Source organism: Sorangium sp. So ce693 (assembly GCF_051521375.1).
Taxonomy (GTDB): domain Bacteria; phylum Myxococcota_A; class Polyangia; order Polyangiales; family Polyangiaceae; genus Sorangium; species Sorangium atrum.
Genome location: NZ_CP150347.1, coordinates 5,115,827 through 5,139,118, shown reverse-complemented (window position 1 = coordinate 5,139,118; position 23,292 = coordinate 5,115,827). Strand labels below are relative to the sequence as shown.

Here is a 23,292-nt window from a genome sequence, read left to right as displayed (position 1 = left end):
ATCCGTGATCGTATTTGGAATTCGCTCGCCGGGATCGACCGGCGTCACGTCGAGCTGCGCGAGCGGCTCACGCAGCGCCGCGGATCCTCGCGGAGCGCCGGCGCACGCGCAGGGCAGCTAGCCCCCCGACGAGGACGAGCCATGTGGGTGTACCCTGGATTCCGGGCCCCATCTGGCAATGCCAACCACCGCTGCCGCCGCCTGGCGAGCCGCCGCCGACGCCGCTCTGCGCGCCGGTGTCACCGGCGCTACCCCCTTCGCCCGTCCCGCTGATTGAGCCTGCGCTCGTGCTCGTGGTGTCGTCGCTGCCGCCAGCACCGCTGGCATCGCCCCCGCTGCCGCCGGCACCGCTGGTAGCATCGCCGCTGCCGTCTGCGCCGCTGGTAGTATCGCCGCTGCCGCCTGCGCCGCTGCCATTCGCGCCACTTCCGCTGACATCACCCCCGCTGCCGCCTGCACCGCTGGCATCACCGCCGCTGCCGCCCGCACCGCTGGTAGCATCGCCGCTGCCGCCGGTGCTGCTCGCGCCACCGCCGCTGCCGCTGGGATCAACGCCGCTGCCGCCTGCACCGCTGGTAGCATCGCCGCTGCTGCCGCTGCCGCTGACATCACCGCCGGTGCCGCTGGGATCAACGCCGCTGCCGCCGGTGCCGCTGGGATCAACGCCGCTGCCGCCGGTGCCGCTGGGATCAACGCCGCTGCCGCCGGCACCGCTGACATCACCTCCGCTACCACCAGCACCGCTGGCATCACCACTGCCGCCGCCGGCACCGCTGGGATCACCGCCGCTGCCGCCGGCGCCACCCTCTCCGCCTGCGCCCGGCAAGCATACGCCAGCCTGGCACACCCCTGTGCTCGGGCCCTGCCCAGGAACATAGAAGTGCACGAGGGGGGACGGGTAGTACACACTGCCGAGCGAGCCGCCCGCCATCAGAACGCGGCCATCATTCAGCCGCGCCACCGCGCCATGGGTGAGCGGGATGTTCAAGGCTGGCCCAGGCGACCAGATGTCCCTCGCCGGATCGTAAAGTTCAACCGTATAATCGAGCGAATACGGGCCTTCCAGCTCACCCGCCACGAGCACCCTGCCGTCGGCAAGGAGCACCGTCGCATTGACATAATACCGCCGGGCGGCCATCTCCGCCGCTGGCGCCCAGGTGTCGCTCTCCGGATCATAGAGCTCGGCTGTCGTGAGGGCTACGCCATCGTGGCTTCTCCCCACCACGAGCACCCTGCCATCCTGGAGCAGCGTGGCCGCATGCGACGTGCGTGCCTGGCTCATCGAAGCCACAGGCGTCCAGACGTCGGCCGCCGGGTCATACACCTCCGCGCTCGCCGATTGGTTGCCGCCGCCCGTGACGAGCACCCTGCCGTCCTGGAGCAGCGTCGCCCTGTGCTGGAATCGCCGCACATTCAGGGGCGCGACGAGGGTCCAGACGTTCGTGGTGGGGTCATACACCTCCGCGGATTCGTCGCTGCCGGCCGCGACGAGCACCCTGCCGTCCTGGAGCAGCGTCGCCGTGCCGATACTGTGCTTCCGGAGCATGGACGCGGCCTGCACCCATGCTCCCGTGGCCGGGTTGAACCGGTCCACGCGATCGTCGCTGATCACGAGGACCGTGCCGTCATGCAGCAGCGTGGTGTGCACGATCGACCGCACCTGCGGAGCCCCCCCGATGAGCTGCCATTGGTCCATGCTCGGGTCGTAGCGCATCCACCTCCAGCGCACGGGGGAGCTGCTCTCCACCCCGACCACCAGCACCGTGCCGTCCTCCAGCACCGCGGCGATGCCCGCGCTCTTCATCTCGTCCGGCATCCGCGCCGCGGTCTGCCAGGCATCCGGCGTCCCCGCGACATCGCAGCGCGCGCCGTCCGGCTTCTCGGGCGCGGGCCCCGAGCACCCGAGCGCAGCATCGCATGCGGGAGCCTCGTGACAGCCGTCCGGCGGCTGGCAGCTCGCCGGGCTCGCTCCGACGCAGGCGCCCCCCTCGCACGTGCTCGTCGCGGAGCACACCTCCGCGTCGTCGCACGGGGTTCCGTCGGGCGCAGGGGCGCCACCGGCGCAGGTCCCCGCCTCGCAGACGCCCCCCTTGAGGCACGCGCCCGTGTCGTCGCAGGGCGTGCCCGAGATCGGCGTGCAGGCGCCGTCCTTCGTGGCGCCCGCCGAGGCCGCGCACGCGTCGCACGGACCGGCGCAGGCCGCATCGCAGCAGACCGAATCCGCGCAGAAGCCGCTCGCGCAGTCGCCGCCGGCCTGGCAGGCCGCGCCGAGCGGCGCGCGCTCGTGGAACAGCAGGGCGGCGCCCGTCGGCACCGGCACGCCGCCGGGCGAGCCGGACGCGACGAGCCCGCCGGCGATCAGGACGCTGCCGTCGTCGAGGCTCGTCGCCGTGTGATACCCGCGCGCCATCGTCTCCGGCGGCTCCACCTCGAGGGGTACCCAGAAAGCCTTCGCCGGATCATACAGCTCCAGCGCGGCGCTGAACTCGCTGTAGCGCCACTCGCTCAAGTAGGCGCCATTTTCGTCCTGGATTCCGCAGCGGTACGTCACCATGCCTCCTGTCAGGAGGACGCTTCCGCTGGGAAGCAGCGAGACGCCCAGGCCCATGTCGTAGTCCTCGGGCGGGTAGCATTCAGGATACGGGTAATAGAACGGGTCATGCCCCGGGATCGCGACCCAGAGGTTCTCCTCGGGGAGGTAAAGCTGCGAGGGGTGCGGGTTCGCGAACGGATATCCGCCCACGAAGAGGACGTCGCCGCTGGCGAGCCGCGTCGCGGGGTACTGCATGGCCCCGCCGAGATACCCGGAGGCCGGTGTCCAGGAATCGGTCTCTGGATCGTAGATGTTGCCGCGGCCGATGCCCGCCGCGAGCACGCGGCCGTCGCGGAGCAACGTCGCGCTCGTGGCGGTCATGCCGCTCAGCGACCGGATGGGCGTCCACGTGCCCGCGGCGTCATCATAGATGCTGCCCGCGAGGGCGCCCGACGCGCGGCCGAGCATCAACAGCTTGCCGCTCGGGAGGGTCACGGCGCGGGGCGCAGTGAGCGCCGGAGTCAGGGGCGCCGCCGCGCTCCACAGATCGAGCTCGGGAGAATAGACCTCGACATGCTCGCCGTCCGTCGAGAGGGCCAGCCCGCTCGGCAGGACGGCCGTCGCGGCGACGTCGCGGAGCGGGCTGCGGAGCGGCGCTGCGGGCGTCCACGTCTTGCTCGCCGGGCCGTAGACCTCGACGTCCCGGAGGAGCACGGTCCCGTCGCTGCCGTGGCCCCCCGCCACGAGCACCCGGCCATCCTGGAGCAACGTGGCCGTATGCCCGCTGCGCGGGGTGATCATCGGGGGCAAGCGCTCCCAGGACGGCGTTCCATCGGCCCAGACATCTCCCGCTGGCAACACCACCGCCGCGCAGGCCAGGGCAACGCCCAGGTACCAGCTCGTTCGCATTCAGTTTCTCCTTCGCCGCCCTCTGATGCCTCCCGGTCACTCGACGTTCAGCTCCTGGAACAACGTCGGGGCCAACGGGCGTAAGGCCCATGCCAGCGTCTTTGAATTATGTCGACGAAGCATTCCGCGCGACCCGGCGGTGTGCCTTCAAGCGCGTCCACGACCACGAGACGGATGCCGCGAGCCTGACGGGCACGGCGAGCGGGCCGCCGAAGCGGACCACGCGGCGGCCTGCCTCTCGCACGGCGCCCCTGCACGCGCTCGGCGTCAACCGACCGCTCGAGCTCGCCATGCTCCCAGCGCAGCATGCTGCGAGGTCCATTCCCTCGAGCCACGATCTTTTTCCATGAGATGTTCTCCAACCCTCCCGATCAGAGGTTTCAAACAAATTCTGGCAATTCGCAGCCATGACAGGCAATGGGCCACACCCGTGATTCAGCCGGAGTGCTCCCGTCCGGCCCATCGCTTTTTTGGCTCACGACGCGTGAAGCCCCCTTTTCGCCGTCGCCGGCTGTGCAATGGATCTGTGCGTCGATGCCGCTCGTCTTTCTGCCCGACGATCTCCGCTTCTTCCTCTGGGATGACACGGCCGTGGATCGGCTCGCGGCCCGGTCGCTCGGCGCAACGACCCCGGCGGAGGCGGTCGTGGTCTCCGAGGCGGGCCGGGCCGTGAGGAAGACCGGAGAGGCCGCGGCGCTCCTGGACGGCCTGTCCGCGCTCGCCAGCATGGCCCAGGACGACCTCGGGCGAGCTCCGCCGTCCGTCGCCGCGTGGAGCCTGGCGAGCAAGCTCGCCCTCGATCTCGTGGTGCGCGAGCGGGTCGTGCCGCGCGTGGTGCCGGCCGGCGCCGCAGGGGGGCGCACGGAGGCCCGCTGGGCGGTGTCGCTCGCCGCCCCGGAGGACGCCGCGCGCGTCGCGGTGCTCGCCCGGGCCATGCCGCCGGCCGCGCACGCGGTGCCAGCGGGCGCGCAGGCCGCCCCCGCTCACGAGGGCCGCGGGCGCCCCCGCGGGCCCCGCGCCGCGGAGGTCTGGTCCGCCGAGGCCCTGCTGCGTGCCTTCCTGGACGCCGCGGCCGACGCGCTCGCGCGCGGCGGCGCCACCGATCGCCCGGCGCGCGCGCCGCGCCCCGCGCACGCCCCGTGGGAGCATCGGCTGGTGCTTGCCCTGACGGGTCCGCAGCGCGCCTTCGCCGCGGAAGGGCTCGCCGAGCGCGCGCTCGTGGCCGATCTCGACGCATGGATCCGGCCCGCGCTCGGCGCCTGCGACGCGCTGCGCGCCTGCTTCCGGCTGGAGCTGCCCCAGGGCGACCGCGGCTTCGTGCTCCGCTTCCTGCTGCAGGCGACCGACGATGCCAGCCTGCTCGTGCCCGCCGCCGACGTGTGGAAGACCCAGGGGCGCACGCTGAAGGCGCTCGGGCGCGCCTTCTCCGACGCCGAGGAGGTCCTCCTCGGCGCGCTCGGCGCCGCGGCGCGGCTCTTCGCGCCGATCGCCCGGGCCCTCGGCGAGGCGCGGCCGGAGCGCGTGGACCTCGACCCCGCGGAGGCGTGGGCCTTCCTCGCGCAGGCCGCGCCGGCGCTGGGCGAGGCCGGGTTCGGCGTGGTCGTGCCGGGCGAGCTCCTGGCCTCGGGGCAGCGCCGCCTGCGCCTTCGCATGCGCGTCGGCGCGGCGCGCCGCACCGCCGGCGTCGTCGCGGGCAGCGCCGGGCTCGGCCTCGACGAGGCGCTCGATTTCGTGTGGGAAGCGGCGCTCGGCGACGAGGCGCTCTCCGCGCGCGAGCTCGCCGCCCTCGCGCGGCAGAAATCGCCGCTTGTCCGGCACCGCGGAGCCTGGGTGGTCGTGGTCCCCGAGCAGCTCGCCGAGATAGCGCGGCGCCTCGAGGCCGGCGGCGGTCGCATCTCCGCGCGCGAGGCGCTGGAGGGCGCGCTCGCCGGCGAGACCCACGTCGACGGCCTGGCGGTCCCCGTGGTCGCCGAGGGCGCGCTCGCGCGCGCGATGGAGCGGCTCCGCTCGGGCGCCGAGCGCGCCGCCGCGCCGCCCGCGGGGTTCGTGGGGACGCTGCGCCCGTACCAGGCGCGCGGCGTCGCCTGGCTGCAGACGATGGCGAGCCTCGGCCTGGGCGCCTGCCTCGCCGACGACATGGGCCTGGGCAAGACCGTCCAGCTGCTCGCGTTCCTTGTCGGCCGGCGGGCGGCGGCGCCCGAGGACACGCGCCCGACGCTGCTCGTCGCCCCGACGTCGGTCGTCGGCAACTGGGAGCGGGAGGCGGCGCGGTTCGCCCCTGCCCTGCCCCTCGTGCGGCACTACGGCGAGGGGCGCGCCCGCTCGGCCGAGGAGCTCGCGTCGCGGGCCTCCGGCGCGAGCGAGCGGCCCGTCCAGGGAAGCGACGGCGGCGCGCGTCGCGCGGGCGGCGGGCTCGTCCTGACCACGTACGGCCTGCTCCGCCGCGACGCCGCGGCGCTCGCCGCCGTCGACTGGGCGGCCGTCGTGCTGGACGAGGCGCAGAACATCAAGAACGCCTCGTCGCGCACCGCCCGCGCCGCGCGCGCGCTCCGCGCCCCGCACCGCGTCGCAATGACCGGAACGCCCGTCGAGAACCGCCTCGCCGAGCTCTGGTCGATCCTCGAGTTCGCGAACCCCGGACTGCTCGGCCCGCTCGAGGCGTTCCGGCGCGCCTACGCGGTGCCCATCGAGCGCTACGGCGACCGGAAGGCCGCAGAGCGGCTCCGGCGCGTCGCCGGGCCGTTCCTGTTGCGACGCATCAAGAACGATCCCGCCGTGCTTCAGGACCTTCCGCCGAAGGACGAGGCCAGGGTCTTCTGCACGCTCACGCGCGAGCAGGTGACGCTCTACCAGGCGGCGCTCGACGAGGCGATGCGCCGCATCGAGGAGGCCGAGGGCATCGAGCGGCGCGGGCTCGTGCTCTCGCTGCTGACGGTGCTCAAGCAGATCTGCAACCACCCGGCGCAGTGCCTCGGGGAGGCGGGGCCGCTCGCGGGCCGGTCAGGCAAGCTCGCGCGGCTCACCGAGATGCTCGAGGAGGCGCTCGCGGCGGGCGATCGCGCGCTCGTGTTCACGCAGTTCCGCGAGATGGGCGACCGGCTCGTCCGGCACCTCGCGCCCTCGCTCGACACGGAGGTCCTCTTCCTGCACGGCGGCACGCCGAGGCTCGCGCGCGACGAGATGGTGCGGCGGTTCCAGGACGATCCGCGGGGGCCGCGCGTGTTCGTCCTCTCGCTGAAGGCCGGCGGCGCGGGGCTCAACCTGACGGCGGCGAGCCACGTGTTCCACTTCGATCGCTGGTGGAACCCCGCGGTCGAGGATCAGGCGACGGACCGCGCGCACCGGATCGGGCAGCGGCGCGCGGTGCAGGTCCACAAGCTCGTCTGCGCGGGCACCGTGGAGGAGAAGGTCGACCGGATGCTGGAGCAGAAGCGCGATCTGGCGGCGCAGGTGGTCAGCCAGGGCGAGGCGTGGATCACCGAGCTCGACGACGCGGCGCTGCGCGAGCTGTTCGCGCTGTCGAGGGACGCCGTGACCGGCGCGGGCGAGCTGGACGATCGCGAGGAGCCGGAGCCGGACCCTGCGAAGGAGCGCGGCGACGCGCTGGACGGGCGCGGCGTGCCGGAAGGCGAGCGCGGCGCGCACGAAGGCGGCCGCGGCGATTCACCGCGCGCGCGGCAGGTGCGCCGCGCCGAGAGCCGGCGGGCGGGCGCGGGGCCTCGGGTGAACCGAGCGCGGGGAGGAGCGCCCACATGAGCCCGCCGGCGCGATGGGCGTCGTTCCACCGGGAGGCCGGGCCGAAGCCGCCGCCGCCGGCGCGAGGCATCCGGATGAAGCGGGCCGGCACGACCTGGTGGGGCAAGCGCTGGCTGGAGGCGCTGGAGCGGATGGCGCCGGACGACGCGGGCCGCCTTGCGCGCGGGCGCACGTACGCGCGCGCGGGCAGGACGCACGATCTCACGGTGAAGCCCGGCCTCGTGACCGCGCGCGTGACCGGCTCGCAGCCGAGGCCGTACAAGGTGATCCTCACGATCGCGCGCCTCGACGACGCCACCTGGGCGAAGGCGATCGCCGCCATGGCGAAGCGGGCGAGCTTCGCGGCGGCGCTCCTCGCGGGACAGATGCCGGAGGAGATCGAGACCGCGTTCCAGAGCGCCGGGACGAGCTTGTTCCCGGAGCGGCCTGAGGACCTGACCACGGCCTGCTCGTGCCCCGACGCCGCGAACCCCTGCAAGCACGTCGCGGCGACGCACTACGTGCTCGGGGAGGCGTTCGACAAGGACCCCTTCCTGCTGTTCGAGCTGCGCGGGCGCACGCGCGAGCAGGTGATCGAGGCGATCCGCGCCGCGCGGGGCGCTCCCGCGCGCGCCAGGCGGGCGGGCGCCGGCAAAGGCGCCCCCTGCGCCGGTGAGGCGCCGGCGATCGCGACGGTGACGCCCGGCAAGATGGCGGCGAAAGACTACGACGCCTGGCGCGAGGCGCCGCCGGCGCTCGACGTGGCGCTGGACCCACCCGCGGCCCACGCGGCGCTCCTGTCGCAGCTCGGCGCGCCGCCAGGCTGGACCGAGGAGCGCTCTCCGGCGGATCTCTTCGGACCGCTCCTCCGGGCGGCGTCGGAGCGGGCGCGGGAGATCGCGATGGCGGAGGGCGCGCCACGGGCGCGAGGGCGCGGCTGAGGCGCGCGTCAGCAGTTCCGCGCGGCCGGGGCGCTCGCCCGGGTCGCCGCGGCGCGCACCGCCGCCTTCTCCGACTCGGAGAGCACGACGTTCAGCTCGAGCACGTCGCAATCGCCGCTCCGCTCGACGTTCACGCTCACCTGGTCCAGGTCGATCCGCTCGTACTTCGAGATCACCTGGAGCAGCTCCTGCTTGAGCCGCGGCAGGTAGTCCGGTTCGCCCGTCGGGCGCACGCGCTCGCGCGCCACGATGATCTGCAGACGCTCCTTCGCCACGCTGGCCGACTTCGGCTGCGACTTACGGAAATAGTCCATGATCGACATGGCAGAACTCCCTCAGACGGTCGCCGCCTGGCCGCCAAAAATCCGGCTGAAGAACCCCTTCTTGGCCGGCTCCAGGAAGCGGTGGGGGCGCTCCGCGCCAAGGAAGCGCTGGACCACGTCGAGGTAGGCCTGCGCCGCGTCGCTCGTCGGATCGAGGACCACGGGCGTCCCGGCGTTCGACGCCTGGAGCACCGCCGGCGACTCCGGGATCACGCCGAGCAGCGGGATGCCGAGGAGCTCCAGCACGTCCTGGTGCGCCAGCATCTCGCCCTTGGCGACGCGCGCCGGCGCGTACCGCGTGAGCAGGAGGTGCGTCTTCACCGCCTCCTCGCCGAGCTCCGCCCTGCGGGTCTTCGCGTCCAGGAGGCCGAGCACGCGATCCGAGTCCCGCACCGAGGAGACCTCGGGGTTCGTCACCACGATCGCCTCGTCGGCGAAATACATCGCCATCTGCGCGCCCCACTCGATCCCCGCCGGCGAGTCGCAGAAGATGTACTCGAAGCCCGCGCCCCGCAGCTCGTCGAGGATGCGCCCGACGCCGTCGAGCGTGAGGGCGTCCTTGTCCCGCGTCTGCGACGCGGGGAGCACGTACAGCGAATCGAGCCTCTTGTCGCGGATCACCGCCTGACGGAGCGTCGCCTCTCCGCGGATCACGTTGACGAGATCGTAGACCACGCGCCGCTCGCACCCCATCACGAGATCGAGGTTGCGGAGCCCCACGTCGAAATCGATGGCGATCGTCTTGCAACCGACGGCCGCGAGGCCGGACGCGAGGTTTGCGGTCGTGGTGGTCTTGCCGACTCCGCCTTTGCCCGAGGTGACGACGACTACCTTTGACACCAGAAACCTCCTTGAGATGGTTCGAGAGACGTGGCCTGTCCTACGGCCGAGCCCGCGCGGATGCCCGCCTCCCGGCGTTGAGGGGGCGGCGTCGACGTGATGGGGGCTCGGCGCCCGCCCGATTCCATTGAGGCCGGGGACGCGCTCGACTGGGTACGTCATCGCGAACCGAACGAACAACTTTTTCGCGACGAAACTTGCAGCGTACCCCGGCCTGCGATCTGGATCCAAATTACCTACATGTAGGTGCGCCTGGCGGCGGCGAGTGCGCGCGCGCGCCGGGCGCGCGGCGACTCGACGAACTGGACTACGTGGCGGCTCACTTCCTTGTTCATCACCTCAAGCACGATTTCGTCGAAGGTCAGCAGATCGACGTCGTGAGAGCGATTGTCCCGGCGTCGCGTGGGCTGGTTCGCAGGCGCGCCGGGAGAGCACGAGTGGTTGCGGTCGCGAGCGCTTGCGCGCATAAAGTGAACCATGGGTCGATCACTTGGTTATCATTCTTACGGGACCATGCTGGCGATGGCGCTGGCAGCGGTCGCCGGCTGCACGGGAGACGTAGGAGATCCCGACGCTGCCGGGACGAGCGGAGGCGGCGTCACGCTGCCCGATGGGACGGAGAGCGCGAGCCTCCTCCCAGCGCGCATCCGCCGGCTCACCAACGCCGAGTACGCCGCCTCGGCGCGCGCGCTGACGGGGACCACCACCAACCCGAGCGAGGGCTTTGCGCCGGATTCCCGTCAAGACGGCTTCACGGTCAACGACGCGCAGCGCGTCGATCCCGTGCTGGCGAAGCAGCTCGCCGCCGCGGCGGAGGCGCTCGCGGCCGAGGTGAAGGGCAAGGTCGCGGAGCTCGCGCCCTGCGCCGATCCGGGGACGCAGGCGGAGAGCTGCGCCAGGGCGTTCATCACGTCGTTCGGCGGGCGCGCCTACCGCCGCCCGCTCGACGCGGCGGAGGCCGACGCGCTGCTCGCCGTCTATCAGGTCGGCGCGAAGGGCGCGACCTACGCGGACGGCATCGAGCTCGTCGCGCGCGCGGTCCTGCAGTCGCCGGGCTTTCTCTACCTGACCGAGATCGGCGATGGATCCGGCGGAGATGCGGTGACGCTGACTCAGCATGAGCTGGCGAGCTCCCTCTCCTACCTCATCACCGCTGGTCCGCCCGATGATGCGCTGATGGAGGCCGCCGCCGCGGGCGCGCTGTCGACCCCCGAGGGCCGGGAGGCCGAGGTGCGCCGGCTGCTCCAGACGTCGGCGGCGCGCGAGCGCGTCGTGCGGGTCGTCCGCGAGTGGCTCGGCGTCGACCGGATCGCGATGACGGCGAAGGACTCGAACGTCTACGGCGACTTCGCCGGCGCCAGGGCGTCGATGGAGCGCGAGACGGAGGACTTCGTCACGGAGGTCCTGACGAACTCCACCGGGACGGTCGGCGAGCTCCTGGGCGCCGACTGGAGCATCGTCGATGAGCCGCTCTCGAAGGTGTACGGCACCGGCATAGGGCGCGTGTCGTTCTCCGATCGGCGTGGGATCCTCAACCAGGGCGCGTTCCTCTCCGTGTATGCGCACGCCACGGAGACAGCGCCCGTGCTGCGCGGGGTGACCGTCCTGCGCCGCGTCGCCTGCGTCGACATCCCGTCGCCCACCGAGCTGAACATCAACGTCGTCCCGCCGGTGCCCGATCCGAGCAAGACGACGCGGCAACGCTTCGAGATCCACTCCACCGACGCCGAGTGCAAGGGGTGCCACAACAGCATCGATCCGATCGGGTTCTCGTTCGAGCGGTTCGACGGCATGGGCAAGGTCCGCGAGAAGGACAACGGGACCGACGTCGATAGCGCGGTCACCGTCGCGATCAGCGCCGATTTCGACGGTGCGTACGCCGACAGCAACGCCCTCGCGCAGGCCCTGTCCACGAGCCCGACGGTGCGCTCGTGCTTCGCCCGCAACGTGTTCCGCGCCTCGGTGGGCCGCAGCGGCAAGGCCGCCGCGGAGAGCGAGGAGTCGTTCTTGAAGGCATGGCAGGCCGTCCCTGAGGCAGAGCAGGGCAAGCTCGTCGAAACGCTGATCACCTACGTCAAGAGCAGTCTCTTCAGCCATCGGAGGCCCCAGTGATGCGCCGGTCGACCCGCCGTACGTTCCTTCGCGCCGTGGGGGCGAGCCTCGCGACGCTTCCCTTCGTCAACATGCTCGCGGACTCCGTCGCCCAGGCGGGCGGCGAGGAGCTGCCGCTCAAGTTCGTCGCCGTCTATCACCCCCACGGCATCGCCGCCGAGTACTGGGCCATGCGCGCGGGGGACACGGAGACGAGCTTCGACATCGCGTACGAGAACTGCTCTCTCCAGCCGTTCGATGACCCGGCGACCTACGGCCGGAGCTTCAAGGACAAGATCCTCGTCGTCGAGGGCATCGACCACCTGTCGAACGCCAACGGGCACGACTCGGCCGGCACGATGCTGACCGGCAGCCGCATCGACGGGAAGAAGCCGCTCAACCTCTCGCTCGACCAGTACCTCGCCGTGGAGAGGGGCCTCGGCGCGGACACGCGCATCACGAGCGTCGCGCTCGGGGTGGGCATGGACGGGACCGAGTCCGGGCAGACGCTGTCCTTCGGCGCGGGCGGCGCGCCGCTGCCGAAGATCATCCACCCGGTGGAGGCGTTCAACCTGCTGTTCGCGGGCCTCGTCGTGGGCGACGACCCCGAGGCCCAGGCCCGCGCGGCCCGGCAGCGCGAGCTCGGCCAGAGCGTCATCGACTTCGTGAAGGGCGACATCAACCGCCTGCGCACGCGCCTCGCGCCCGCCGAGCAGCAGAAGCTCGACCAGCACCTGACGTCGCTCCGCGAGCTGGAGAAGCAGTACGACGCGCCCTCGGCCGGCGGACCGGCGTGCGTCGTGCCGCCCCAGCCCGACGCGTCGAAGTTCCCGTCGGTGAAGCAGTACAACGGCGGCGAGCCCTACTTCGACGCCATCACCGACGCGCACGTCGACCTCCTGGCGCAGGCGCTCGCCTGCGGCATCACGCGCTTCGCCACGCTGTTCATGAACGACCTGTCCTACGCGAACAACCCGCTCGGGCTGCCGACGGACAACCACGGATCGGTCGCGCACACGTACGACGCCTCGCCGGTCGGCAACGACGGCCGCCCCGGCGCTGGCAACCCGGAAACCTGGGTGCCGCTCGCGAGGTTCAACCGGTACAGCTACTCGAAGATCGCGCGCCTCATGCAGCGGCTCGACCAGCTCGGCGCCCTCGACAGCACGCTGATCTACGCGTCGAGCGACATGGGGAACCCCGCCCAGCACAGCAAGCGCAACGTGCCGACGCTGCTGGCGGGCGGGGCGAACGGGAAGTTCAGGATGGGCCGGCGCATCAAGCTCAGGGCGGACTGCCCTGCCGACGCGCCGTGGTGCGGCGAGAGCGACGCCACGTTCACGCCCGTCACGAACAGCCGGATCCTCGTGTCGATCGCCCAGGCGTTCGGCGTCGAGATCGAGTCGTTCGGCTCCCAGCCCGACCCGGCGCTCACCACGGGCGCGCTCAGCGAGCTCACGTAAGCATTCTCCACCTCCTTCCTCGACGGGCGGCGCGCTGGCCGAGGCGCGCCGTCGGCGCGAGGCGAGGTGTGTAATCGCGCTTTCATGGCGCCCCTGCGCGCGGCGCCTTCAGCCGAGAGCTCCCACCTCGCCCTCACGCCACTCCTCATCGGCGATTTTCCGTGCCTATTGACAGTCACTTCGTCGACGTCGTATCTCAAAATTGCAAACATGGGTTTCAGGACGCCCACGACGTTGCAATGCGCCCGTCGAACCGACATGGTGCTCGTTTATCGCAGATGTCGGCTCCGCTGTACGGAGACCAGGACGCTTGTGGGACTCGCGTCCCAGATCTCGGCGTCGTGCTCGCCGGCCGCCGAGGAGGGAATGTCATGAAGATGACGGGACGATGCTGGATGACGGCCCTCGGGCTCATGCTGATGACGGCGGCGTGCGCGGCAGAGGACGCCGCCCAGTCGGACAAGCCGACCGAGGAGATCGCGCTGATCAAGCGAGAGCGGAGCCCGATCACCGAGTTCACGCCAACGCAGCTCGAGGATACCGTCGACCACCTCATCGGCGCGATCAACCAGAGCGGGCTCAAGCCGATCCAGGTGGTGGTCCTCTTGAAGCACCTCTCCACCTTCTTCGAGCCGATCGCCACCGGCGCCAACCGAGCCATGGGCGAGCTCGAGGCCGTGGGGAACGTGCTCGGCCCCAGCACGCAGATGACCACGGACGACGGCGCGGCGTCGCAGAACCTCCAGAATCAACAGATCGCGAACGCGATAGAGGATGGCGCCCAGGGCATCGGCATATCGCCCTACGATTTCCTCAACGAGGCCTCCATCAATGAGGCCGCGGCGCAGGGGCTCCACGTGGTGACGTTCGACACCGACCTGAAGGACTCGGGGCGCACGCTCTACGTCGGCGCCATACAGAAGTCCGCCGGCGCCAGGGCGGCGCAGGCTCTCCTCGATTCCAGGATCGGGGAATTGCCCCCCCCGCCAGGCACGGTGGTGGTCCACGGCGACACGTCAACGCAATGGTACGACGGGTCCCAGCGAACGTTCGGCGTCCTGGAGGCGCTCGGGGCGGCCGGCTACACGACCCAGGTGGTCCAGGCCGTCTTCATCAACGGCCAGGAAGGCTTTGACGTCGATCAGATGAAGACCCAGATCCTGAACGCGGACCCGCCCGTCGTGGGCATGATCGGCGTGTTCAACATCTCGTATCGCTGCGTGATGGCCGCAGAAGCCGCCAACAGGCCGGACATCCCCATCGTCGCGTTCGACTTCGATTCGAAGACCGTCGAATACATGCAGAAGAAGCGCATCAAGGCCACGGTCGTCCAGCGTCAGTACTATGAGGGGTACCTCGTGCCCTACATTCTCTATGGCATCCAGCACATCGGCCTCGATGCGACGAAGGAGATCCTTCGCCCGCTGATGACAGACGAGAACCAGATGCCCGACGAGCACCGGGTCAACCTCGGCGTCGACGTGGTCCCCGCGAACAAGGTCCAGGACTACAACGACTTCCTCGACCAGATCGGCTCGATCCAGTAGCGGCGCCGCGATGGCGGCGGGCTCGCGGCGAGGTTCCTCCCCGGTGCCGCGGGGGCCGTGGGGTAGACTGGGCCCATGACCGTCATCCGCTTCTATCGCTCCGGCGACGCTCACGGGTTCTTCTCCAACTTCTCTCTCCACCCGGTCACGCTCAAAGGCAAGGTGTGGCCGACGAGCGAGCACTACTTCCAGGCCCAGAAGTTCCCCGGCACCGAGCACGAGGAGGCGATCCGCAACGCCTCTGGCCCCGGCGAGGCGGCCCGCATGGGCCGGCAGCGGAGCCGCCCGCTGCGCCCCGACTGGGAGCAGGTCAAAGACGATGTCATGCGCGAGGTGGTGCTGGCGAAGTTCACCCAGCACGAGGATCTCCGGCGCGCCCTGCTCGACACCGGGGACGCGGAGCTCGTCGAGCACACCGCGAACGACGCCTACTGGGCCGACGGCGGCGACGGGAGCGGGCGGAACATGCTGGGCATCATCCTGATGGAGGTGCGCGCGCAGCTGCGCCGCTGACGCGTCGGGGCGGCGCTCTCTCATCGGACGGCCCGGGATTGCGGCGATGGGCAGGGCCCGCGCGGCGACCGGGCACGCGCCCCCCGGCGGCTCAGGCGCTTTGGCGGAGACGCCTGGGTCGGTCGGGTGTACCACGGCGCACGTCCATGAGGAGAGCCCCCCTGTCGATGCGCCGCGCCTTTCCCAGACTCCTCGCCGTGGCCGGGCTGGTCGCGCTCGCGTCCTGCGGAGGGCCCCCCGCGCCGGCGCCGCCGCGCTCGGCCGCGGCCCCGGCGCTCGCGGGGACCGCGCCGCCTTCCGCCCCCGCGATGCCGCGAAGCGTGGAGTCGCTCGTCGACGTCATCCCCGGCGATGCGGTGCTGGTCGTGAGCGTCCCGCAGGCCGGCGCGCTCCTCGCCGGCGCTGCGCCCCTGATCCGGGAGACGTTCCTCGAGGAGGTCACGGCGGCCCTGGCGCGCCAGCCCGGCCTGAGCCCCGACCTCGCCCGAGATCTGATGGCGTCGTTCGACGGCGCCGCGGCGTTCGTCGGGGGCGAGGCAGCTCCGCGCGAATCGCTGGGGGCGATCGTCGAGAACGGCTGCATAGCGGCGCGATTCCGCGACGGAGCCCCGGTCGAGCGGCTGCTGAAGGAGCTGCCGCGCGAGGCCGGCGAGGGCAGGTTCGCGCTCCGAGACGACGAGGACAGCGTGGTCGCCCACGGCGCGTGGCTCGCCGAGGCGCGGGTCGCCCTCGTATGCGCCCGGCCGGAGCCGTTATCGAGGGCCCTGCGCGTCGCGGGGCAGCGCGAGCCGTCGTTCAAGACATCCGCGCTCTTCCAGCCCGGGCGCGCGAAGGATCCATGGCTCGCGATCGACCTCCACCGGCTGCAAGGCAGCGGCCCCGAGCCCGGCTCGCGGCTCTTCATCGCCCTTCCCATGAGCCAGGATGCGACCGGGCTCCACGTGGAGCTCGCGCTCTTCGGACCGGAAGTCCCCGCGCTCGGCGCGGTGCTCTCGGCGACGGACCATGCGGCCATGGCGAAGCTGCCCCAGGGGGCGCTGGCGACGTTCGGGCTGTCCCTTCAGCGGTCGCCGGGAAAGACGGTGAGCGACGTCCTCGGTGCCTTCGACGGGCTCGCCGGCGAGCCCACCGCGGCGGCGGCTGCGGCCGCGCTCGCCGAGGTAGGGCTCGAGCTCGGCGATGTCGACAGGGCGCTCGGCGGCGAGGCCGCGGTCGGGATCTATCGCGATCCGAAGCACAAGCTCAGCCTCGCAGCCGGCGGGCGCGCCGAGGCGCTCAGGCACGGCGCCGTGCTGATCGCGCTGGCGACCGCGGATGAGGCGGCGCAAAAGAAGGTGTTCGGCGCGGTCGCCGCGCACATGAAGCGGACAACGAAGAAGCTCAGGTCCAAGCCTGGGTCGCTGGCGCACGATCTCGATGACGGCAACGAGCTGAGGGCAGAGACCCGGCCCGGGTTCGTCCTGATCGGCGCGGGCGACCGGGGCTACCTCGCTCAGGTCGCCGCGCGCTTCGGGAAGGACAAGGAATCGCTGGCCTCGACCCCGTCGTTCGCCGAGGCCCGGGCGCGCGCGAAGGGCGCCTCGCATTTGCAGCTGTACATCGACCGTCAGGCGTTCGCGGGCCTGCTCGACGGCCCTGTGGCGGCGAGCTTCGGCGCGCTCGCCGCATCGCCGACGCTGGTCTCGGTCGCGCTCGCGCCGAGCGACCGCGGGCTGGATCTCACGCTGAGCGGCCATGGCGGCGTCGAGATCCTCGGCGCCAGCGCGGCGCTCGCCGTCTACGGCGTCAAGCGTTACATCACCTCCGCGAAGGCAGCGGCGGCGAACGGGCCGCAGTAGCGAGCCGGGGCCGCGCCCGGCGCGCATCGCCCTGGACAGCGATGCTCCGCTGAAGAGGGCTGTCGCGCGACAGCGGCTCCGCGCTCAGAACTGCGCCACGCCGAACTGCCGCGCGGAGACCGACCCGTCCGGCCCGCTCCCGGTCGGGTGGCTCTCGGCGATCCCGCTGATCGTGCCGGAGACCGCGCCGCTGCTCAGCGCGCCGCTCAGGTACACGGTGACCGCCTTGAACTCCGCGGGATCGACCTCGGTGACCTCGTACGAGCCCTGGAGCGCGGAGAGATCGATCTTGTAAAAGAAGCTGGCAGCGTCGACCCGCGGGACCCTGAGCGTGACAGCGAACGACTCGTCGAACGCGCCGTCCTCGGTCGAGAAGGCCAGCGGGACGTCGATCTGCAGGTGATCCGAGCAATCCAACGCGAGCGCCGGCTCGGCGCCGCTCGCATCGCCGCCCTCTGCCACCGTCGATCGCACGAAGCGCGCGGCGACGAGCTCGCCGACAGAGACGGTCGCCGTCGTGCTGCCGCCCTTCGCCCACGTGAGCGGGGCGGAGCGCTCTCCGGAGATCTCCGTGAGCGCCGCTCGCGCCGAGAAGCCCAGCGGGGAGACGTCGTCTGCGCCGATGTCCTCCTTCTCCTCGTCGCACCCGCCCTCCGCGCCGTGGACTCCGCCGATCTGGCCGCCCTGCGGCGCGCCGCCCGCGCCATCGACGCACCCGAAGAGCCCGACGCTCGTCGCCACCGCGACCACCCAAGAAAGCCAACGCCGCTCGCGCATGTTCACGACCTCCTGCGGCGTACCTTGCGTTCGTTGTCGACGCGACGCCAGGTCAGCTTCGCACATTCCATAGGGCAAACTGGCCTCGACATGTGCGAATCTGCGGTACGTGGACCATGAATCCCTTGCAAAGGAGCTGATCCGCGCCCTGCGCGGTCGGCGCTCGCAGCTGGCCTTCAGCCGCCGGCTCGGCTTCCGCACCAACGTCGTTTACACGTGGGAGTCCGGCAGGCGCTGGCCGACCGCGGCCACCTTCCTCGTCGCCGCGCGGCGCGCGGGCGTCGACGTCGCGGGGGCGGTGAGGCGCTTCTTCCCGTCGCTGCCCGCGTGGCTCGCGCGCACCGATCCGGCGTCGGCCGAGGGCGTCGCGGCGCTCCTCTCGGAGATGCGCTCCATGTCGCCCATCGTCGACGTGGCGCGGCGCGCGGGCAGGAGCCGCTACGCGGTCGCGCGCTGGCTCTCGGGCGAGGCCGAGCCGCGGCTGCCGGACTTCCTGCGGATGGTCGAGGCCTGCTCGCTGCGCCTGCTCGATTTCGTGGCGCTCTTCGCCGACCCGGCGGCGCTCCCGGCGGCGAGCGCGGCGTGGCGCACGCTCGAGGCCCAGCGCCGGGCCGTTTACGAGGAGCCGCTGCTCCCCGCCGTCCTCCTCGCGCTGGAGCTGCCGGCCTACCGGGCGCTGCCGCGCCACGATCCGGGGTGGATCGCGCGGCGGCTCGGGTTCCCCGTCGAGGACGAGGCGCGTTGCCTCGATCGGCTCGCGGAGGCCGGCCAGATCCGGAGGAGCCGCGGGCGGTGGATCGTCGCGCCGATCCGGACGGTGGACACGCGCCCGGATCCGGACGCGGAGCACCGGCTCAAGTGCTTCTGGGCCGGCGTCGGGCTGGCGCGGCTCACGCGCAAGGCCGAGGGGCGCTTCTCGTTCAACGTCTTCACGGTCTCCGCGGCCGATCTAGAGAAGCTCTCCGAGCTGCACGTGAGCTATTTCCAGAACATGCGCGCGGTGATCGCCGAGTCGCGGCCTCCCGAGCGCGTCGTCGCCGTGAACCTGCAGCTCTTCCCGCTCGACGGGGGCTGAGCCGGCTGCGGACACCGCGGCGCCGCGCCGCCGCTCCAGGAAAGCCCACGCCGCGCCCGCTTCCACCGAGCGGCCTGCGCGGCTCACACGATGGCGAACGCCCGGACCGGGAACGTGCCGAAGGCGCGGACCTTCACCGGGACGGCGAAGAGGCGGGCTCCGGCGGCGGGGAGCCGATCGAGCCCCGTCATGTGCTCGCAGATCGGGATGTCCGCTCCGAGCAGGAGGGAGTGGACTGGCCGCGCGGGATCGGCCGTGTCGTCGATATTGTAGGTGTCGACGCCCACGAACACGACGCCTGCGCCGGCCAGGAGCCGCGCCGCGTCCCGCGTCAGGTACGGGTGTCCTTCGAAATAGCCGTCCGTGCGCCAGTGAGCGCTCCAGCCCGTGCGCACGAGGACGGCCTTCCCGGCGAGATCGAGCCCGTCGAACGCGTCAGCGTCGATCGCCCGCCCGGACCGGCCCCGCGCCTCGACCACAACGCTCTCCAGATCGGCCAGCGATTCGAGCGGCAAGCCGGCGAGATCCTTGCCATTCGCATAGCGATGAAACGGGCTGTCCACGTAGGTACCCGTGTTTGCGACCATGTCGATTCGGCCGATGTGGAATTCGACGCCTTCCGCGTAAACGCCGCGGGACTGCTCGCGTGAGAGGAAATCGCAGACGACGGGCGCCGGCACGCCGTTGTACGTCGTCATGCCGTGCTCGACGGTGTGGCTCAGGTCGACGAGTTTTCGTGAGACGGGGGTGGTCACGGTCCGCTCCTCGGGAGGGGCTCCGCGCGGCGGAGCCTCCTGTGCGCCCGGTCGGGGCCCCGAGCCACCGCCAGTTTCGCGGGAGGACGCGAGGAGATCCAGAAATCGGGCACGAGCCGGTCGAGTTGACATGTGCTCACATGCGCCGATAGAGTGCGAGCGCGGCGACACCTGGCCCGATGCTTCACGGGGGCGAACGTCGTGCCTGGGTGCCTCGGCGGGCGCGGGTCCGGGCGTCGTCGCTGGAGTGGTCACGGGAACGGAGCGTCGCGGGGGGGTCGAGATCGCCCGCGTGGAGAGGTGGATGTCTGGGATGAGTCGAACCATGCCGCGCCGCGCGTTCGTCCTGTCGGCGCTGCTGCTGTCCACCTGCGCCGCGGCGGGCTGTCGTTCGAAGAATGGCAGCGAGAACCCGTCCGCCGCTCCGGAGCGGGCGGCGACGCCGGCGGGGTCGGCGCAGGAGGCGGGGGCCGCCTCCGCGCAGCAGCCCCCGCCGAAGCGGGCCACGGTGGTCACGATCGCGAGGGAGCAGCAGGCCACCTGGGTGCGCAACTTCAACCCCCTGCTCCCCGAGGGGAGCGCGCGCTTCCCGACGGTCGCCGGCATCTACGAGCCGATGCTCGTCTACAACACGATGCGGAGCGAGTACACGCCGTGGCTCGCGACGAGCTACGCGTGGAGCGACGCGAACAAGAAGCTCACCTTCACGACCCGCTCCGGCGTCAAGTGGTCGGACGGACAGGCGTTCTCGGCGAGGGACGTCGCGTTCACGTTCGCGCTCATCAAGAAGCACGCGGCGCTCGATCTCGCGGGGGTGTGGCGGTTCCTCGGCGCCGTGACGGCGATCGACGACACCACCGTCGAGTTCGTATTGAGGCGCCCCTATGTGCCCGGGCTCAGCTACATCGGCCACCAGCCGATCGTGCCGGAGCACGTGTGGAAGGAAGTCGCGGACCCCGTCACGTTCGCGAACGAGAACCCCGTGGCGACAGGGCCCTTCACCGAGGTGAAGGTCTTCCAGAACCAAGTGTACGAGCTCGGCAAGAACCCGCGCTACTGGCAGGAGGGCAAGCCGGCGGTCGACGGGCTGCGCTTCCCGGCGTATCCGAGCAACGACCAGGTCACCCTGGCGCTCGTCAACGGCGAGATCGACTGGGCGGGCGCCTTCGTGCCGGACATCGAGCGGGTCTTCGTCGCCAAGGATCCGGCGAACCATCATTACTGGTTCCCGCTCGTCGGCGGCACCGCCACGCTGTACCCGAACGCCACGAAGAAGCCGTTCGACGACGTGCGCGTGCGCAAGGCCATCAGCATGGCGATCGACCGCGACCAGATCGTCAAGCTCGCGGCGGACAACTACACGCATGGCGCGGACGCGACGGGGCTGGACGACTCCTACGAGCGGTTTCGCAGCGAGAAGGCGGTGGAGGCGGGCGACTGGGTGAAGTTCGATCCGCAGCGGGCGAACCAGATCCTCGACGAGGCGGGCTACCCGAGGGGCGCGGACGGGATCCGGACGAGGCTCGGCAAGCCGATGCACTTCGACATCAACGTCGTCAGCGGCTGGTCCGACTGGGTCCGCGCTGTGCAGATCATCACGCAGAACCTGGAGAGCGTGGGCATCGCCGCGTCGATGAAGACGTATGACTTCAGCGCGTTTTACGCGGCGCTGCAGAGGGGCCTGTTCGATCTGTCGATGGGCTGGACCAGCGTCGAGCCCACGCCGTACAATTTTTATCGCGATCTGATGAGCGCAGATCTCGTGAAGCCGCTCGGCGAGGTGGCGCCGCGCAACTGGCACCGTTTCGGCGCAAGGGAGGCCGACGTGCTGTTCCACGCGTTCGAGTCCGCGACGGCCCCTGCCGATCAGAAGCGCATCCTGGACGGGCTGCAGATGATCTTCGTGCAGGCCGCGCCGGTGATCCCGCTCTTCAACAACCCGTCGTGGGGCGAGTACAGCACGAAGCGGTTCACCGGCTTCCCGACGATGGAGAACCCGTACGCGAAGCTGACGCCGAACAACCCCCCGGAGTATTTGCTCGTCCTGACCGAGCTCCGTCCGAGGTGACGCGCCCTAGAGCCGCGTGACCACGAGCCCGTCGTTCTGCACCGAGATGCGGGCGGGCTTGCCGCGGTGCTCGTCGGGGATCTCGTCGGCCATGAGGTAGCGGCCGGCGATCGAGACGAACTCCGCCTCGAGGCTCATGCAGAAGATGCTCGCGTCGGCGTTGTTGTGGGCGCCGGCCATGGCGCGGCCGCGGAGCGGCGCATAGACATGGATGTTGTCGTTCGCGATGAGCTCCGCGCCCGAGCTGACAGGCGAGAGGACCACGAGGTCGCCGTGCGGCACGTAGATGACCTGCCCGCTGCGCACCGGCTGCCGCACGGTGAGCCCTGCCGGCGGCGGCTCCCCGGCCGCGTCCGGCGCCGGGGCGGCGTCCCTCGGGCGCCGGGCGGGCGCCGCCGCGGCGCTCCCTGGCGCGCCGCGGTCCGGCGCGGGCCCCACCGCCACGGGGCCCGGCGTGGGGGTGCTCCCCTCGGCGGGCGCGGCCTGGCGGGACGAGCGCGTGAGCGGCGTCCGCAGCACGCCGAGGCCGGCGGCGACGGCCCGCTCGCGCTGGGCGTCCGTCGGGTTGCGCACGGCGATGGGCACGAGGTTGTGCTTCCTCAGCAGCCCGGCGAGGGCGCCGAGGTCGACGGGCTCGTCGCCGAGCTCCGCCAGGTCGAGCAGGATCGGCAGGTGCAGGAAGAAGTGCGGCATCTGCGAGATGTGGTCGGCGAGCTGACGCTCGACGGCCGAGACATTCGCCGTCTTCAGACAGAGCATCGTGATGGCAGGCATCGTGCCCTTGAGCGCAAACGCCTGCTGCTCCTGCCGCTTCTCCCCTCGCCTGCCCGACACCATCGCTGTCCTCGCTCGCAAAAAGGTGCTCCCGCGGCGGCACTGTAACCCGGATCCGGCGGCTCGCGCGGGAAAAACCGGTAGGCGCTCCGGGCCTCGCGGCGCGGCCGGCGCGCCGCTGCTTGGCTGGCCGGCTCGCGCGGTGCTAACGGTGGTTTGGCCATGCCGACCGCGCGCCGCGCCTCCGTACTGCGGCTCGATCCCCCGCCCGGTCCGCCCTCCGCCGCTTCCTCTCCAGCGTCCCCGCGCGCGACGCCCCGGCCCGTCGACGCGCTCGATCACCACTTCGCGCTGGAGGTGCCGCGCGTGTTCTCCGAGGCGGAGCGCGCCGCGCTCGTCGCAGGGGTCCGCGCAGCCCAGGCCGAGTGGACTGCCGACTTCGGAGGCGAGCAGTTCTCGCTGGGGCGCGCCTTCTACACGCACCTGGAGCAGGGGCGCTCCCGGGTCTATTTCGCCGATGCGGCGGCCTCCGACGCCCGCGTCGAGCGCCACCTCCCCGGGCTCCAGCGCCGGATGCGCGAGCTCGTCGCGGCGCTCACCGGCGGGCTGGCGCAGCCCCGGCGCGGGTTCTGCGGGCCCGGCGTCCATATCTTCCCTGCGGGGGAGAAGGTCGCGCGTGAAGGCGGCGTGGTGCACTTCGATACGGAGGGGCTCTCCGACTACCACCTTGCCCGCCGGCTCCGTGCGATCACGGTCGTCGTGATGCTGGAGCTCCCGGACGCGGACGGCGGGCTGAAGCTCTGGGACGTCCTCTACGATGGGCGAGACGACCCGCGCGACGAGGCGCTGTCCGCGCGGAGCCTCGTCGCCGGCTACAGCCCTGGCGGCGCGCTGGTCATCGACAGCTACCGCCTGCACCAGATACAGCCGTTCCCGGGCGACCGGGATCGCATCTCCGCGACGGTGCACGCCGCCGAGATCGACAGCGGCCGCTGGGAGACATGGTTCTAGGCCAGTCGGCGCGCGACGGCACGCTGTTCAAGCAGCCTTCTTGAACGGGCGGGACGTGGGCAGCGACTCGTAACATCCATGAAGTGAGCGGGGCGCGAC

The 23,292-nt window shown here is 71.6% G+C and carries 17 protein-coding genes; 10 read left to right on the top strand and 7 right to left on the bottom strand.

The features are described 5' to 3' along the window. Nucleotides 1-67 precede the first annotated feature (67 nt). A complete protein-coding gene (locus WMF14_RS19200; RefSeq protein ID WP_437802863.1) occupies nucleotides 68-3,442 on the bottom strand; it encodes a kelch repeat-containing protein in 3,375 nt (1,124 codons plus the stop codon). Nucleotides 3,443-3,976: 534 nt separating this feature from the next. Here WMF14_RS19200 and WMF14_RS19195 point away from each other — a divergent pair. Beyond that, entirely contained in the window at nucleotides 3,977-7,198 is a 3,222-nt protein-coding gene (locus WMF14_RS19195; protein ID WP_437802861.1) for a DEAD/DEAH box helicase, read from the top strand. After that, entirely contained in the window at nucleotides 7,195-8,118 is a 924-nt protein-coding gene (locus tag WMF14_RS19190; protein ID WP_437802859.1) for an SWIM zinc finger family protein, read from the top strand. The genes WMF14_RS19195 and WMF14_RS19190 overlap by 4 nt, the downstream gene beginning before the upstream one ends. An 8-nt stretch (nucleotides 8,119-8,126) precedes the next feature. On the opposite strand, the gene minE is transcribed toward WMF14_RS19190, so the two are convergent. The 3 genes from minE to WMF14_RS19175 all read right to left on the bottom strand — a co-directional run bounded on the left by minE (nucleotide 8,127) and on the right by WMF14_RS19175 (nucleotide 9,760). Beyond that, nucleotides 8,127-8,441 (bottom strand): cell division topological specificity factor MinE, encoded by a 315-nt coding sequence (minE, locus tag WMF14_RS19185; protein WP_437330091.1) that lies wholly within the window; start codon nucleotides 8,439-8,441, stop codon nucleotides 8,127-8,129. A gap of 12 nt (nucleotides 8,442-8,453) precedes the next feature. Further along, a complete protein-coding gene (gene minD / locus WMF14_RS19180) occupies nucleotides 8,454-9,281 on the bottom strand; it encodes a septum site-determining protein MinD (RefSeq protein ID WP_437746851.1) in 828 nt (275 codons plus the stop codon). A 236-nt stretch (nucleotides 9,282-9,517) separates the two neighbouring features. Beyond that, nucleotides 9,518-9,760, bottom strand: a complete 243-nt coding sequence (locus tag WMF14_RS19175) for a hypothetical protein (protein ID WP_437802857.1) — start codon at nucleotides 9,758-9,760, stop codon at nucleotides 9,518-9,520. Between WMF14_RS19175 and WMF14_RS19170 the strand changes: the two genes are divergently transcribed. The 5 genes from WMF14_RS19170 (at nucleotide 9,759) to WMF14_RS19150 (ending at nucleotide 16,733) form a co-directional block, all read left to right on the top strand. After that, nucleotides 9,759-11,393 (top strand): DUF1592 domain-containing protein, encoded by a 1,635-nt coding sequence (locus tag WMF14_RS19170; RefSeq protein WP_437802855.1) that lies wholly within the window; start codon nucleotides 9,759-9,761, stop codon nucleotides 11,391-11,393. The genes WMF14_RS19175 and WMF14_RS19170 overlap by 2 nt on opposite strands. Then, nucleotides 11,393-12,835: a DUF1552 domain-containing protein gene (locus tag WMF14_RS19165; RefSeq protein WP_437802853.1), complete on the top strand. Its 1,443-nt coding sequence runs from the start codon at nucleotides 11,393-11,395 to the stop codon at nucleotides 12,833-12,835. Before WMF14_RS19170 ends, WMF14_RS19165 begins: the two co-directional genes overlap by 1 nt. 371 nt (nucleotides 12,836-13,206) lie before the next feature. Beyond that, nucleotides 13,207-14,382, top strand: coding sequence for a sugar ABC transporter substrate-binding protein (locus tag WMF14_RS19160; RefSeq protein WP_437802851.1), 1,176 nt, complete (start codon nucleotides 13,207-13,209; stop codon nucleotides 14,380-14,382). 75 nt (nucleotides 14,383-14,457) lie between these two features. After that, nucleotides 14,458-14,895, top strand: a complete 438-nt coding sequence (locus WMF14_RS19155) for an NADAR family protein (RefSeq protein ID WP_437802849.1) — start codon at nucleotides 14,458-14,460, stop codon at nucleotides 14,893-14,895. A gap of 146 nt (nucleotides 14,896-15,041) precedes the next feature. Beyond that, the gene (locus WMF14_RS19150) at nucleotides 15,042-16,733 is read left to right on the top strand and encodes a hypothetical protein (RefSeq protein WP_437802848.1); all 1,692 of its coding nucleotides are present in this window, start codon (nucleotides 15,042-15,044) and stop codon (nucleotides 16,731-16,733) included. 84 nt (nucleotides 16,734-16,817) lie between these two features. On the opposite strand, the gene WMF14_RS19145 is transcribed toward WMF14_RS19150, so the two are convergent. Further along, nucleotides 16,818-17,510 (bottom strand): hypothetical protein, encoded by a 693-nt coding sequence (locus WMF14_RS19145; RefSeq protein ID WP_437802846.1) that lies wholly within the window; start codon nucleotides 17,508-17,510, stop codon nucleotides 16,818-16,820. Between the two features lie 109 nt (nucleotides 17,511-17,619). Between WMF14_RS19145 and WMF14_RS19140 the strand changes: the two genes are divergently transcribed. After that, entirely contained in the window at nucleotides 17,620-18,585 is a 966-nt protein-coding gene (locus tag WMF14_RS19140; RefSeq protein WP_437802844.1) for a DUF4423 domain-containing protein, read from the top strand. A gap of 83 nt (nucleotides 18,586-18,668) precedes the next feature. On the opposite strand, the gene WMF14_RS19135 is transcribed toward WMF14_RS19140, so the two are convergent. Then, nucleotides 18,669-19,340, bottom strand: a complete 672-nt coding sequence (locus WMF14_RS19135; RefSeq protein ID WP_437802842.1) for a cyclase family protein — start codon at nucleotides 19,338-19,340, stop codon at nucleotides 18,669-18,671. Between the two features lie 325 nt (nucleotides 19,341-19,665). Between WMF14_RS19135 and WMF14_RS19130 the strand changes: the two genes are divergently transcribed. Further along, entirely contained in the window at nucleotides 19,666-21,408 is a 1,743-nt protein-coding gene (locus WMF14_RS19130; RefSeq protein WP_437804237.1) for an ABC transporter substrate-binding protein, read from the top strand. Between the two features lie 6 nt (nucleotides 21,409-21,414). Here the strand turns inward: WMF14_RS19130 and minC are convergent, their stop codons facing one another. After that, a complete protein-coding gene (gene minC, locus WMF14_RS19125) occupies nucleotides 21,415-22,245 on the bottom strand; it encodes a septum site-determining protein MinC (RefSeq protein ID WP_437802840.1) in 831 nt (276 codons plus the stop codon). Between the two features lie 159 nt (nucleotides 22,246-22,404). Here minC and WMF14_RS19120 point away from each other — a divergent pair, with 159 nt between their 5' ends. Then, entirely contained in the window at nucleotides 22,405-23,193 is a 789-nt protein-coding gene (locus WMF14_RS19120; protein WP_437802838.1) for a hypothetical protein, read from the top strand. Nucleotides 23,194-23,292 lie beyond the last annotated feature (99 nt).